The organism is Streptomyces sp. NPDC090088 (genome assembly GCF_044747345.1).
In the GTDB taxonomy this organism is placed as follows: domain Bacteria; phylum Actinomycetota; class Actinomycetes; order Streptomycetales; family Streptomycetaceae; genus Streptomyces.
The window spans coordinates 452,236-466,598 of record NZ_JBIVDZ010000002.1 but is presented as its reverse complement, the minus strand read 5'-3'; the positions used below and the strand labels follow the sequence as shown (position 1 = coordinate 466,598).

The window sequence follows — 14,363 nt, the reverse complement described above, 5'->3', positions numbered from 1 at the left end:
GGGAAGACGCTCACTTGATGCCGGACCGCAGCCTGGGACTTCGCATGCTCCCCCCGCAGTCGGTACAGGGAGGGCCGCGTTCTGCCGTGCTGTTGCGGGAGCGGCCGGCCTCGCCGCCGGACGCGCCCTCGGACCGTCCTGAGAGCGACCAGCAGGACGACAACCCCTTCGCCCCGCCGCCGGAGGGCGCGCCGGACAGCCCGTGGCGGCCGCGCCGCCCCTCCGGGGACGGTGACCAGGGATCCTCACCCTGGGGCAACCAGTGGAGCGACCGTCAGCCCGGCCGGGAGGGCGGCGGCTTCGGCCAGCGCCCCGACGGCGGCCCGGGCGGCGGCGGACAGGGTGGCCCCGGCGGCCCCGGGATGCGCTGGGACCCGACCGACCCGGCCCAGCGCCGGGCGCGGTACGCCCTGCTGTGCGGCATGTGGGCCTTCTTCTTCGCCCTGTTCAGCTGGCCGTACGTGGCGCTGCTGCTGGGTGTGCTGGCCGTCTACTGGGGTGTCAGCGCGCTCCGCATGAAGCCGCGCGGCCCCGAGGAGGCCACCACCGGCCGCCCCCAGACGACGGCGGCGATCAGCGGTCTGGTCACGGCCTCCCTGGCGCTGGCCCTGGTCGCGGCGACCTTCACGGCCCAGCTGGTCTACCGCGACTACTACACCTGCGTCACGGACGCCCTCACCAACGAGGCGAAGCAGTCCTGCGACCACCTGCTGCCGCAGGAACTGCGCACCGTCCTGGGCACCTCGAACAGCTAGCGGCCGGGGCGGTCAGAGGCCGTCCGGGCCCTCCGGTGGCGGCTCGGACATCTTCCGCAGCGCGGCCCAGCGGGCCTTGCGCGCCGCCGTGTCCTTCCAGGGACTGGACGGCGGATCGGGGAGCAGCGGCCCATAGGGGTCGGGGAGCTCGGGCGGCAGCGCCTCGTACGGTTCGAAGGTGTAGCCGTCGCCCTGGTCGGGCAGCACCACGACCGGGCCCCGGGCCGGTGCGGGTGCCGAAGCGGGGGCCTTGGCCCGGGCTCGGGCCCACGGCGCCGCGCCCGGCCTGCCCGGGGCCCGCCGCTCCCCCGCGGCCGGGCTCTTCCCGAAGCCCAGCCAGGCCGCGAGCGAGGCGGCGCCCTCCGTCCGCCACGCCCTGAGCGCCAGGGCCGCCGGTACGCCCACCCCGAGCAGCCAGGCGGCGGCCGCCGCGCCCGCCTGCCACCAGACCGGGCCGAAGCGGTGGAGCGCCGAGACGCCCAGGGGTCCGCCGGCCAGCTCGGCGAGCGCCGCGAGCAGCAGCGCGCAGAGCAGCGCCGCCAGCGTCACCACCCCGGCCGTCCGCCCCGCCGGCCAGCCCCGCCCGACCGCCCGGCCCACCACGAACCAGGCCACCGTCACCCCGGCCGCCACCGGCACCAGCCCGGCCAGCCAGGTCACCGGCGTGCCCGGCCCGGGCGCCGGCACGGCCGCCAGCAGCGGGAAGGGCGGCAGCAGGGGTGCCGGGTCCGAGGCCAGGGGGCTCACGACATGTCCGGCGCCGAGTGCGAAGCCGGGGCCGACGGCGTACGACGCGGACCACACCGCCGCGTTGGGGACGAGCGAGACACAGAGCAGCAGCACCGCGAACCGGCCCGTCCAGCTCTCCGTCAGCTGCAGGAACGACGCGCGCGTGGCGTCGCCGTGCCCGACCAGCGACACCGCGAGCAGCAGCGTGCCGCCCCCGAAGAAGACGGCCACCCCGGCCAGGGACGCGCGCAGGGCCGTACCCCACCGCACCCGGGTGTCCCGCCCGAGCAGCAGCCGCCGTACCGCACGGGGCAGCACCACCACCAGATCCAGCACCGGTTCGCGCGGACGGCCGTACGCCGTCCAGACCCCGGCGCCCGCCGCGAGTCCGGCGAGCAGCGGCAGACACACCGCCACCCACCCCCATGCGGGCCGCAGTTGGCCGCCGGACGCGTAGAGCGCGGCACAGCCGCCGACGCCCAGGTAGCCGGCGACGACCCCGGTCCAGGCGGTACCGGCCCGGACCGGCGGCGGTGGGTCGGCGGCGCGGCCGTCCCGGGCGTCCACCGCTTCCCGTGTGCCCCGGTACAGCAGCAGCGCCGGCACCACGAGCAGCAGCAACGGCGTCACCCCGACCGGCGCCGGCACCCCGGACAGCGTGTCGGTGCGGATCAGTTCGACCCCGTGGGCGAGCAGCCACAGCGCCACCGCGATGTGCAGCGCGCCGCCCGGCCCGCTGTCGGGATACGGCGAACTGACCCACAGCGCGATCGTCGGCACGGTGAACGCGGCCAGTCCGAGCCCGGCCGCGAGCGCACCGGCCGCCAGGCTCGCGGCCAGTCCTGGGGAACGGTCGCGCACCCGGTCGAACAGCGGCGACAGGGACGGTCGGCGGGACGACAACGACCGTCGGCGGGACGACAACGGCAGTCGTCGGGACGGTGACGACGGTCGGCGGCGGGACAGGGACGGTCGGCGGCGGGACAGCGACGGTCGGCGGGCGGGCATCCGGATCACGACCGCCATGCTCCCAACGACACGCGCTTTCCCGTCGTAACAGGCCAACCGCCGAAGTGTCGCCCAATATATGTTTATGTGCTTTTTCGTAGGGAGGTACGCCCGGTGACGCAGAGCCCTGCCCGCACCGACGAGGCACTGACGCCCACTCAGGCCTTCGACGCGCTCTACGCCTTCTGCGCCCCGGCCCTGGTACGGCAGACCTATCTGCTCACCGGGCGCCGGGAACTGGCGCGGGAAGCCGTGGAGCAAGCCTTTCAACTCGCCTGGCAGAACTGGCCGCAGGTGGCCCGCGACCGGGACCCGGCCGGCTGGGTCCGGGCGGTGGCGCACGAGTGCGCGCTCTCCCCCTGGCACCGGTTCCGCCTGCGCCACCGCCACCCCGAACCCCCGCCGGCCGACGCGGCCGACCGCGCCCTCCTGGACGCGCTCCTCGCACTCCCGCCGACCTACCGCCGCACGCTCCTCCTCTACGACGGAGTCGGCCTCGACCTGCCGGAGACGGCCGCGGAGACGGAGGCCAGCACCCCCGCCGCGGCCGGCCGGCTCACCCAGGCGCGGCGGGCGGTCGCGGCCGGCGTCCCCGAGCTGGCCGACCCCGCCGCGCTGCACCGGCGGCTCACCGAACTGGCCTCGGCGGAGCGGATGCACGCCGCCCAGCCGCCGACGGTCCGCACGTACGCCGAACGCCGGACCCGTTTCTGGACCCGGTCCGCGCTCGCCTTCACGGCGGCGATCATCGCCGCCACGACCCTCACCCTGCGGACGGCGCCGACGCACTACGAAGCGCCCGTCGGCCCGGCGCAGGCGATCAGCGGGGTGCCGGCGAAGGTGGGGATGGGGCCGCTGTCGGCGGGTGAGCGGGCGCTGCGGACGAAGCTGCGGACGAAGCCCGCGAGCGGCCCGGAGCGGTTGGTACCGGCGGCGAGATAGACCGCCGGGTACGGACCGGAGGAGTCCTGCGACGACGGCAGGCCCGTCCCCACCTCGGGGAACGGGCCTGCCGTCGTATTGCTGTACCGCTACGGCGTTGTTCAGCCGGCCAGGCTGTACTTAATTGCCGAGAATGGCGCGGGCCAGCTTCGCCGTCTCGGTCGGGGTCTTGCCGACCTTGACGCCCGCGGCCTCCAGGGCCTCCTTCTTCGCGGCGGCCGTGCCGGAGGAGCCGGAGACGATGGCGCCGGCGTGGCCCATGGTCTTGCCCTCGGGCGCGGTGAAGCCCGCGACGTAGCCGACGACCGGCTTCGTCACGTTCTCCTTGATGTAGGCCGCGGCGCGCTCCTCGGCGTCGCCACCGATCTCACCGATCATCACGATCAGGTCGGTGTCGGGGTCCGCCTCGAACGCGGCGAGCGCGTCGATGTGGGTGGTGCCGATGACCGGGTCGCCACCGATGCCGACGGCGGAGGAGAAGCCGATGTCACGCAGCTCGTACATCATCTGGTACGTCAGCGTGCCGGACTTCGAGACCAGGCCGATGCGGCCCGGCTTGGTGATGTCGCCCGGGATGATGCCGGCGTTCGACTGGCCCGGGGTGATGAGACCGGGGCAGTTCGGGCCGATGATCCGGGTCTTGTTGCCCTTGGACACGGCGTACGCGTAGAACGCGGCCGAGTCGTGGACGGCGATGCCCTCGGTGATGACCACGGCGAGCGGGATCTCGGCGTCGATCGCCTCGACCACGGCGGCCTTGGCGAAGGCCGGCGGCACGAAGAGGACGGACACGTTCGCGCCCGTCTTCTCGATCGCCTCGGCGACCGTGCCGAACACCGGGATCTCGGTCCCGTCGATGTCGACCGTCGTGCCCGCCTTGCGCGGGTTGACGCCACCGACGATGTTGGTGCCGTCGGCGAGCATGAGCTTGGTGTGCTTCATGCCCGTGGAGCCGGTCATGCCCTGGACGATGACCTTGGAGTCCTTGTTGAGGAAGATAGCCATGGCTGTGTGTCCCTCGTCCCTTACTTCGCAGCCGCGAGCTCGGCGGCCTTGTCGGCCGCGCCGTCCATGGTGTCGACGCGCTGGACCAGCGGGTGGTTCGCGTCGGTGAGGATCTGCCGGCCCAGCTCGGCGTTGTTGCCGTCGAGACGGACGACGAGCGGCTTGGTGACGTCCTCGCCGCGGTCCTCCAGGAGCTTCAGCGCCTGCACGATGCCGTTGGCGACCTCGTCGCACGCGGTGATGCCGCCGAAGACGTTGACGAAGACGGACTTCACGTCCGGGTCGCCCAGGATGATCTCCAGGCCGTTCGCCATGACCTGCGCGGAGGCGCCGCCACCGATGTCGAGGAAGTTGGCGGGCTTGACGCCGCCGTGCGCCTCGCCGGCGTACGCGACGACGTCCAGGGTGCTCATCACGAGACCGGCGCCGTTGCCGATGATGCCGACCTCGCCGTCGAGCTTGACGTAGTTGAGGTTCTTCGCCTTCGCCGCGGCCTCGAGCGGGTTCGCCGAGTCCTTGTCGTGGAGTTCCTCGAAGTCGGGGTGACGGAACTCGGCGTTCTCGTCCAGGGTCACCTTGCCGTCGAGGGCGATGACCTCACCGGAGGCGACCTTCGCGAGCGGGTTGACCTCGACGAGAAGGGCGTCCTCCGCGACGAACGTCTTCCACAGGGTGACGAGGACGTTCACGACCTTGTCCGCGACCTCGGCCGGGAACTTCGCGGCCGCGACGATCTCGCGGGCCTTCTCCTCGGTGACACCCTCGTTGGCATCGATCGGCGTCTTGGCGACGGCCTCGGGGCGGGTGGCCGCCACCTCCTCGATCTCCATGCCGCCCTCGACGGAGGCGATGGAGAGGAAGGTGCGGTTGGCACGGTCGAGGAGGAAGGAGACGTAGTACTCCTCGACGATCTCCGGGGCGGTCTCGGCGATCATCACCTTGTGGACCGTGTGGCCCTTGATGTCCATGCCGAGGATGTCCGTCGCACGGGCGACGGCCTCGTCCGCGGAGGCGGCCAGCTTGACGCCACCGGCCTTGCCACGACCACCGACCTTCACCTGCGCCTTGACGACGGACTTGCCGCCCAGACGCTCGGTGATCTCGCGCGCCGCCTCAGGCGTGTCGATGACTTCACCGGCCAGCACCGGTACATCGTGCTTGGCGAAGAGGTCCCTCGCCTGGTACTCGAACAGGTCCACGCGCTTCCGTCCCTATCAGTGATCTCGCGGTTCGTTGGATGCGTGGGCGTGCCGCGAAGGGCAACGTGACGTCCGCATGGGTCACAGGGGAAGCGCACACGGTGTCCGAGCGCGCGGCATGTCCGTCTCGCAGGTTATCGCCGGTTGCGGGGGCACCCTAAATCGAGGGTCACACCTGAGCGGTGATACCTGTCACATGATGCCGGGTATCCCTGGTTTTCCTGGCACGGCGTGCCGTCTTGGCGGTGATGTGCGAGGCCTCACCGGGCTGGGGTTGGCCCGGTGAGGCCTCTCGGACTCCTGAGCCGGCCTTAAGGAACGGCTCTGGAATCCTGGCCGGCGATCACCTCCCCAGTGGGGATCTGCCGGCCGCTTCCGCGGGGCGCCGGCCGGACCGACCGACGGTGTTCGGTCGGTCCGGGCGCGGCCACCCCTCGGAGTCCTCGGGACATCTGGGGTCAGACGGAGTAGGTCGCCGCCTGCGGGCCGTGCAGGTGGCCCGGGGTGACCGACTCCGCGAGCTGCTGGACCCCGGTGACCGCGTGCGCGGCCAGCGGGGTGCCGGTCACGTCCTGGGCGAGCGGGCCGGTGGCCGCCACGACCGGCCGGACGTCGCCGGCCACGCCGTACCCGAGCGCCTCGGCGCCGTCGACGACCGGTCCGACCAGGTCCTCCGCATAGGTGGCGACCTCCCCGGTCACCCCGTACGCGAGCGGCGGCACGGCACCGACGACGGGCCGGACGTCGCCGACCACGCCGTACGCCAGCGCCCGCGCGTCCACCACGGCCTGCCCGGCGACCGGCACCACCCCGTGCACGGCGGTCGCCGCGACGGGCGGCAGCACGGCGCCGACGGCGTCCCGGGTGACCTCCCCGACCAGCCCGGTGGCGTACGGCGGCACGTCCGCGACGGCCGGGTACACCTCGCCGACGGCACCCGCGGCGACACCCCGGACACCGTCCACGGCCCCCGTGGCGGTGCCGTGCACGCCGGCCACCGCGTCCCCGGCGACCGGCAGCACCGCGGCGACGGTGCCGGTGGCGGCACCGCCGACACCGGCCACCGCATCCCGGGCGACCGGCACCACCCCCGCGACCGCTCCGGCCGCCGCACCGTGCACACCTCCGGCCACACCCGCGACGACCGGTCCGACCCCGTCCACCGCGTCGGCAACAACCGGCGGGACCGCCCCGTCGACGGTCCCCGTGACAACCGGCGTCACGACACCCGGAACGGCAGTCACAGTGCCGACCACCTGCTGCCCAAGCCCGGCGACCGTGCCGGTGACCACCGGCGTCACGACACCCGGAACGGCAGTCACAGTGCCGACCACCTGCTGCCCGACCCCGGCGACCGTGCCGGTGACCACCGGCGTCACAGCGCCCGGAACGACCGCCACGGTGCCGACCACCTGCTGCCCGACCCCGCCGACCGTGCCGGTGACGTGCCCGGGAACGTCGGAGACGGTGGTGGCGGCCGTGGCCGTCGCCCGGTCGGCCGTGGCGGTCACCGGGCCTGCGGTACGGCCCGCGCCGGCCACCGTGTGCCGCACCTGCGTGCGCACGGCCGCCTGGGCGGCCTGGGTCGCCTGGATCTTGGTCTGGGCGGCGGCCAGCGCCTGCTCGACCTCCGGGGCGAAGGAGGCGAGCGGACCGAAGAGGTAGTCGATGTCGTCCCGGGGGACGGCCGGGGAGCCGGTGTGCGCGGCGGTGGCGACGGTCTCGGTGGCCGCAGCGGCCGTGTGGTGGGCGGTGTGCGCGGCCTGCGCGGTGTGGGCGGCCACCGCCCGGGACACGGTCTCGGCCTCGGTCTTGGCCTTCGCCTTCGCCGCGCGGGCCGCCTGGGCGCCCTTGATGGCCTCGCCGCCCCTGATCTTGGTCGCGGCGGTCGCGGACTTGGCCTTGGCCTTGGCCTTGGCCTTGGTGTTGGTGTTGGTGTTGGTGTTGGTCGACTGCTCGGCGTCCTGCACGGTGCTCGTCGCCTTCGTCGTCGTGTCGGTCGTCGTGTTCGCGGCCGTCGAGGCGACGGTGCCGGTGACATCGGACACGACTCCGTCGACCGTGTCGGTGAGGGCGCCGGTGAGGGAGGGGGTGGTGGCGTCCGGCGCGGAGACGGACGTGGTGGACAGTTCGTCGGCGCTGGCCGCGGCGGAGCCGAGCGCCCACGCGCCGGAGACGCCGGCGGCTATGACGATGGAGCGGCGGATGTTCTTGTTCATGCGTGCGTCAGATCCTTCGGGGCCCCGGTGCGTTCAGGACGCGGACACGGAGCCGGGAGGGCTTCCGGTGGGTGCCGGAAGCGCGGCTGGGGACATCGCCGTCCGGAAGGTTCGGAGGGGGATCCGGGGGAGGGATCCGCAGGGGTCCGGACGGACGGGCAGACCTGTTCCGCCCCCGCGCGACAGGTCTGTGGCGGGGAAGGTGGCCGCCGGTCCTAGCCGGGGAAGACGGGGATGTCCCGGTACCTGTCCCGGGTCCCGGCCGCGTCGACACGCGCGGCGGCACCGGACACCAGCCGCAGCGGCGCCCGGTCGACGAAGGTCACGGCGTGCGCGTCACCGTGCCGGGAGGCGGCGCCGTCGACCGCCGACTTGCCCAGCACACCGTCCGGATCACCGGCGGGCGCGGGACGGCTGGGAGCGCCGACGGGCCGGGCGGCACCGCGGCCACCGGCCTGCGCCGCCCTGTCCGACGTGAGGGTGACGACGGTGAGCCGCGGCCCGTACGACACGGCCGCCGTCACCGACGCCCGCGTACCGGACTTCTCGTGCCCGGTGCCGGGCGTCACCGGCGACCGCGGCTGGGGCTGCGCGGGGCGCGGCACCGTGACGACCGGCGCCGGGAGCAACTCACCCGGCAGCTCGGAGACGACCGGCAGCTCCGGCAGCTGCACCACCGGCACGGCGGGCAGCACGGACACCTTCGACGGAAGCTCCGACACCTGCCGCACGGTCTCGTCGAGCGACTCGGTCACGGCGGTCACGGAATCGGTCACCGACCGGACGACCTTGTGGACCTGCTCCGCCTTCAGCGCCTCGTCGACCACCGGAACCACGGACGGAACCACGGGCACGGCCTCGGTGACGGACTTCCCCGCCACTGTCGCCTTGCGCGGCGCCGGTGCAGGCGTCTGCGGTTCGGGCGTCTTGTGTGCCTTGTGCGCCTTGTGCGGCGTCAGCACGTCCCGCAGCGGGAGCTTCTGGGCCACGACCGACGTCAGCGACGGCGTCGGGGACACCCCTTCGGCCGCCTGCGCCCGTGCCCCGCAGAGCAGGCCGAGCGCCAGCAGTCCGCCGACCAGCAGCGCCAGTTGCAGCGCACGTCGTCCCGTCGCCGTGCGCGGGGCGCGCACGGCGGTACCGGGCAGAACTGCTGGCGAGGTCAAGACGGGGAGGACCCTCCCGTGCGGCGGAACGGAGCAGAGGCAACGCGACGGCGTGAAGACCGGTGAACGACCGGTGGAGACCTCGATCCTTGCACGGGCCTCCCGAGGTCGCGCAAGCCCCCCGTTACCGATGGGTAGTCATGTCCGTTTTGACGGCGGAAGTCGGATCACTGAGTCGACAAGTCACCCTCTGGTTCCGGCCTCACACGGTGTCCGGAACCGGTATCGGCCGCCTCTCGATCGCCGCCGCCATCACCTCCGGGAAGAGATCCGGCGTGCACGCGAACGCCGGTGCCCCCAGTGCCGCGAGCGCCGCCGCGTGCTCCCGGTCGTAGGCCGGCGCCCCCTCGTCCGACAGCGCCAGCAGCGCCACGAACTGCACCCCCGACGCCTTCATCGCCGCGACCCGCTTGAGCATCTCGTTCCGGATCCCGCCCTCGTAGAGGTCACTGATGAGGACGACGACGGTCTCGGCCGGCCGGGTGATCTGCGACTGGCAGTACGCCAGCGCCCTGTTGATGTCCGTACCGCCGCCGAGCTGGGTGCCGAACAGCACGTCCACCGGGTCGTCGAGCTGGTCGGTGAGGTCCACCACGGCCGTGTCGAAGACGACGAGCCGGGTGTCGATCGACCGCATGGACGCCAGCACCGCCCCGAACACCGAGGCGTACACCACCGACGCGGCCATCGACCCCGACTGGTCGATGCAGAGCACCACTTCCTTCTTCACCGACTGCGACGCCCGCCCGTACCCGATGAGCCGCTCGGGCACGATCGTCCGGTACTCCGGGAGGTAGTGCTTGAGGTTGGCCGCGATGGTGCGGTTCCAGTCGACGTCGTGGTGGCGCGGCCGGCTGATCCGGGCGCTGCGGTCGAGGGCGCCGGTGAGGGTGGCGCGGGTGCGGGTGGCCAGCCGCTTCTCCAGGTCCTCGACGACCTTGCGGACCACCGCCCGCGCCGTCTCCTTCGTCGTCTCCGGCATCGCCTTGTTGAGCGAGAGCAGGGTGCCGACCAGGTGCACGTCGGCCTCCACCGCCTCCAGCATCTCCGGTTCGAGCAGCAGCGCGGCCAGACCGAGCCGGTCGATGGCGTCCCGCTGCATGACCTGGACGACGGAGGACGGGAAGTACGTCCGGATGTCCCCGAGCCAGCGCGCCACCGACGGCGCCGACGCTCCCAGCCCCGCCGAACGCTCCCGCCCCGGCTGCGCCGCCCGGTCCCCCTTTCCGTAGAGCGCGGCCAGCGTCCCGTCCATCGCCGCGTCCCGCCCCGACAGCGCGCACCCGGTGCCGTCGGCGGCCTCGCCCCCGAGCACCAGCCGCCACCGCCGCAGGCGCTCCCACGCGGGATCGCCGGGGCCGACTCCCGTGCCTGTCTCCGTCACGTCCGTGGTCATCTCCCCGCCCCCACAAGGTCGTTGTCCGGTTCCGTCTCGTCGAGTCCGAGCAGCAGCCGCAGCACCGGCAGTACGGCGTCCGCCCGCTCCTCGTCCGCCTCCGCGCCGAAGCCCGGTGTCCCGGCGGTCCGCCCGGGGCCCCGCGTCCGCTCCCCCGGGCCGCGCCGCACCAGCTCGCCGAGCGTTCTGCGCACCCCCGGCTCGTACGCCGAGAACGTCCGCCGCAGCAGCGGCAGTACGTCCGTGAACGCCTCCGCGGGCACCCCGGTCAGCCAGGCGTCGACCAGGCCGAGCAGCCGCTCGTCGTGCACCAGCAGCATCCCGCCGCCACCGCTCCCCCCGACGAACCCCTCGATCCAGGCCGCCGCGTCCGCCGGCGGGGTGCCCGGCGAGAGCACCAGCCCCATCAGCCGGGCCGCCTCCTCCGCCCCCAGCTCCCCCTCGTCCAGCAGGATCCGCACGGCCCGCCCCCGCAGCACCCCGGCCACGGTGTCCCGCCCGGCCAGCCTGCGCAGCACGGCCCGCCAGCGACCACGGAGGCCGCGCCGGCCGAGGTGACCGGAGTCAGCCGCCTGCGACGCCTGCGCCGTCTCCGTCTCTGCGTCTTCGGTCCCCGCCTCAGTGGCGTCGGCCCCCGCCCCGCCGACGTCGGCCCCCGCCCCGCTGACGTCGGCCGCCACCCCGCTGACGTCGGCCCCCGCCCCGCCGACGTCGGCCGCCACCCCGCCGACGTCGGCCCCCGCCCCGCCGACGTCGGCCGCCACCCCGCCGACGTCGGCCCCCGCCCCGCCGACGTCGGCCGCCACCCCGCTGACGTCGGCCGCCACCCCGCTGACGTCGGCCCCCGCCCCGCTGACGTCGGCCCCCGCCCCGCTGACGTCGGTCTCCACCCGGCTGGCGTCGGCCACCGCTCCACTGAATTCGGCCGCCGCCCCGCTCCCGGTCTCCCCGAGCAACGCCACCGCCGTGTGCACCGCGTCCACGTGGCCGCGCATCTCCTCGGCCGCGTCCGCGTCGAGTGCGGCGCAGGCCGGGGGGAGTCCGACGAAGACGCGCTCGGCGAGTCCGCCGGCGACCTCCGCGAGCGCCCGGGTGTCGGTGCCCCGTACGTCGCCGTAGCGCAGCGAACGGACCAGGGCCGGGAGGGCCTGGGCGAGCCGGCCGACGTCCGTGTCCAGCGCGGCCCGGTCGGCGAGCGCCCGCATGACCACCGGCAGCGCGTCGGGCAGCCCGGCGAGCAGGCAGTGCTCGGCGAGCGCGGTGACATCGGCGAGGGCGCCGGCGTCGGCCGCGTCGGCGGCGGCCCTGGACGTCGCCGCACCCTCCACGGTCGTCCCCCACACCCCGGCCTCGGCCACCCGCACCGACAGCTCCGGTTCCCAGCGCAGCCGCCAGGTCTCCCGGAACGTGCCGGTGCTCCCCCGGGACTGCACCGGTTCGCCCCAGCCGATGCCGAGCAGCCGCAGCCGGTGCAGCAGCCGGCTGCGCCCGGTGTCCGTGTCCTTGCGCAGGTCGAGCTCCAGCTCGCGCTCCAGCGCCTCCGGCTTGAGCCGGAGCCGGCGCTGCTCCCGGGCCAGGTCCCGCTGCAGAGGAACCGCGGGCGCCGCCTCCGGGACCTCCCCCAGCACGTCCCCGACCACCAGCCGGTCGTGCACCAGCGCCAGCGGGACGTCCGAGCCCTCGCAGAGCACCGCGCGCACCGCGTCGGTCGTCTCGCCCAGGCCGGGCAGCGGGCGGCCGCGCATCACCGCGAGGGTCTCCGCCAGCCGTACCGCCTCGATGACATGGGCCGAGGACACGATCCGGTCCTCCTCGCGGAGCAGCCCGGCCACCTTGACGAGCCACCGCTCGACCGGCCGGTCCGGGGTACGGAACAGGTGCCCGTACCAGCCCGGCGAGTCGATGCCCGCGCCGTACCCGCTCGCCCGGGCCAGCCGCCGGTTCGTCCACGGCACCCAGGTCATGTCCGTCCTGACCTTGGGCAGCCCCTTCAGCAGCTCCTTGTCGGCCGCGACGGTGCTTCTCGCGCTCAGTGCCGGCACATGCCACGCCCCGCACACCACCGCGACCCGCTCGCCGAACTCCCGCCGCGCGGCACGCAGCTGGAGCCGCATGTACGCCTCCCGCACGGGGTCCCGGTCGCGTCCGCCGGTCCCGTACGTCTCCCGCAGCGCCCCCATCGCCTCCGCGACCGCGGCGAAGGGTGCGAACACGTCCCGCTCGCCGACCGCGCCCCGGTGCTCGACGACGTCCTCCCACCACCGCTCGGGGTCGTCGTACCCGGCGGCCTCGGCGAGGGCGGCGAGAGGATCGACGCGCAACTGCCGCGCGGTGCCGGGTTCCTCGGCTCCGGCGTCCGCACCCGCCTCCGCGCCCTCGTTCGCCTCCTCCGCCGCTTCCTCCGCCTTCCCCCACGCCAGGGTGTGCGTGGCCGGCAGGTCGATGAAGCGGGCCGGGACCTGGTGTTCCAGGGCCCAGCGGACGGCCACCCACTCGGGGCTGAAGTCGGCCAGCGGCCAGAAGGCCGAGCGGCCGGGTTCGTCCACGGCGTGTGCGAGGAGGGCGACCGGCGGCCGCATCTCCGGGTCGGCGGCGAGCGGGATCAGCGCGTCCGCCTCGGGCGGCCCCTCGATCAGCACCACCCGCGGCCGGGCGGCCTCCAGGGCGGCCCGCACCGCCCGCGCGGAGCCGGGCCCGTGGTGCCGTACCCCCAGCAGCAGCGGCCCGGTCCACCGCCACTCGGTCTCGCTCACGCGCTCACCTCCCGGCAGGCGCGGTAGAAGTCCTTCCAGCCGTCCCGCTCACGGACGACGGTCTCCAGGTACTCCTGCCAGATGACCCGGTCGGCGGCCGGATCGCGGACGACGGCCCCGAGGATGCCGGCCGCGACGTCGCCCGCCCGCAGCACGCCGTCCCCGAAGTGGGCTGCCAGGGCGAGGCCGTTGGTGACGACGGAGATCGCCTCGGCCGTGGAGAGCGTGCCGCTCGGCGACTTCAGCTTGGTGCGGCCGTCGGCCGTGACGCCGTCGCGCAGCTCGCGGAAGACGGTGACCACCCGGCGGATCTCCTCGATGCCGTCGGGCGCGGCGGGCAGTTCCAGGGAGCGGCCGATCTGGTCGACGCGGCGGGCCACGATGTCGACCTCGGCGTCCGGGCTCTCCGGCAGGGGCAGCACCACGGTGTTGAAGCGGCGGCGCAGGGCGCTGGAGAGGTCGTTGACGCCCCGGTCGCGGTCGTTGGCGGTGGCGATCAGGTTGAAGCCGCGGACCGCCTGCACCTCCTGGCCCAGCTCTGGGATCGGCAGGGTCTTCTCGGACAGGATCGTGATCAGGGTGTCCTGGACGTCGGCCGGGATCCGGGTCAGCTCCTCGACCCGCGCCGTCATGCCCTCCGCCATGGCCCGCATGACCGGGCTGGGCACGAGGGCGTCCCGGCTCGGGCCGTTGGCCAGCAGCTGCGCGTAGTTCCAGCCGTAGCGGATCGCCTCCTCAGGGGTGCCGGCCGTGCCCTGCACCAGCAGCGTCGAGTCGCCGCTGACGGCGGCGGCCAGGTGCTCGGAGACCCAGGTCTTGGCGGTGCCGGGCACGCCGAGCAGGAGCAGGGCGCGGTCGGTGGCGAGGGTGGTGACGGCGACCTCGACGATGCGGCGCGGGCCGACGTACTTCGGTGTGATCACCGTGCCGTCCGGCAGGGTGCCGCCGAGCAGATAGGTGGCCACCGCCCACGGCGACATCCTCCAGCGCGCCGGGCGCGGCCGGTCGTCCTGCGCGGCCAGCGCCGCGAGTTCGGCGGCGAAGGCGTGCTCGGCGTGCGGTCGCAACGCGCTGTCGACGGTCGTCGGGTCGGTCGGTTCCACGGACACAGTCATGGCTGAGGCCCCCTCCAGCTCGGCCGGTTCGGATCTGGTGTCCACCGTGCACCACGCCACTGACAATCGCCCTGAC

At 74.3% G+C, this 14,363-nt stretch carries 10 protein-coding genes; 2 read left to right on the top strand and 8 right to left on the bottom strand.

Annotation, left to right across the window (positions count from 1 at the left end; all coding sequences use genetic code 11):
* Nucleotides 1–17: 17 nt before the first annotated feature.
* On the top strand, nucleotides 18–755 hold the full coding sequence (locus tag ACIPSJ_RS10820; protein WP_401345094.1) for a hypothetical protein: 738 nt from the start codon (nucleotides 18–20) through the stop codon (nucleotides 753–755).
* A 12-nt stretch (nucleotides 756–767) separates the two neighbouring features.
* On the opposite strand, the gene ACIPSJ_RS10815 is transcribed toward ACIPSJ_RS10820, so the two are convergent.
* Nucleotides 768–2,510, bottom strand: a complete 1,743-nt coding sequence (locus ACIPSJ_RS10815; protein WP_401345092.1) for a DUF6350 family protein — start codon at nucleotides 2,508–2,510, stop codon at nucleotides 768–770.
* A gap of 69 nt (nucleotides 2,511–2,579) precedes the next feature.
* Here ACIPSJ_RS10815 and ACIPSJ_RS10810 point away from each other — a divergent pair, with 69 nt between their 5' ends.
* A complete protein-coding gene (locus tag ACIPSJ_RS10810; RefSeq protein ID WP_401345090.1) occupies nucleotides 2,580–3,434 on the top strand; it encodes an RNA polymerase sigma factor in 855 nt (284 codons plus the stop codon).
* 120 nt (nucleotides 3,435–3,554) lie between these two features.
* Here ACIPSJ_RS10810 and sucD read toward each other — a convergent pair whose 3' ends face one another.
* The 7 genes from sucD to ACIPSJ_RS10775 all read right to left on the bottom strand — a co-directional run bounded on the left by sucD (nucleotide 3,555) and on the right by ACIPSJ_RS10775 (nucleotide 14,287).
* Complete coding sequence (gene sucD, locus ACIPSJ_RS10805) at nucleotides 3,555–4,439, bottom strand: succinate--CoA ligase subunit alpha (RefSeq protein ID WP_401345088.1); 885 nt, start codon at nucleotides 4,437–4,439, stop codon at nucleotides 3,555–3,557.
* Nucleotides 4,440–4,459: 20 nt separating this feature from the next.
* Complete coding sequence (sucC, locus tag ACIPSJ_RS10800; RefSeq protein WP_359215277.1) at nucleotides 4,460–5,638, bottom strand: ADP-forming succinate--CoA ligase subunit beta; 1,179 nt, start codon at nucleotides 5,636–5,638, stop codon at nucleotides 4,460–4,462.
* Nucleotides 5,639–6,096: 458 nt separating this feature from the next.
* Nucleotides 6,097–7,857, bottom strand: a complete 1,761-nt coding sequence (locus tag ACIPSJ_RS10795; RefSeq protein ID WP_401345086.1) for a hypothetical protein — start codon at nucleotides 7,855–7,857, stop codon at nucleotides 6,097–6,099.
* A gap of 215 nt (nucleotides 7,858–8,072) precedes the next feature.
* Entirely contained in the window at nucleotides 8,073–9,023 is a 951-nt protein-coding gene (locus ACIPSJ_RS10790; RefSeq protein WP_401345084.1) for a hypothetical protein, read from the bottom strand.
* A gap of 202 nt (nucleotides 9,024–9,225) precedes the next feature.
* Nucleotides 9,226–10,419 carry a VWA domain-containing protein gene (locus tag ACIPSJ_RS10785; protein WP_401345083.1) on the bottom strand — a complete coding sequence of 398 codons (1,194 nt, stop codon included), beginning with the start codon at nucleotides 10,417–10,419 and terminating at the stop codon, nucleotides 9,226–9,228.
* A complete protein-coding gene (locus tag ACIPSJ_RS10780; RefSeq protein WP_401345082.1) occupies nucleotides 10,416–13,172 on the bottom strand; it encodes a DUF5682 family protein in 2,757 nt (918 codons plus the stop codon). The genes ACIPSJ_RS10785 and ACIPSJ_RS10780 overlap by 4 nt, the downstream gene beginning before the upstream one ends.
* Nucleotides 13,169–14,287 carry an AAA family ATPase gene (locus tag ACIPSJ_RS10775; protein ID WP_355711194.1) on the bottom strand — a complete coding sequence of 373 codons (1,119 nt, stop codon included), beginning with the start codon at nucleotides 14,285–14,287 and terminating at the stop codon, nucleotides 13,169–13,171. The genes ACIPSJ_RS10780 and ACIPSJ_RS10775 overlap by 4 nt, the downstream gene beginning before the upstream one ends.
* Between the last annotated feature and the right edge of the window lie 76 nt (nucleotides 14,288–14,363).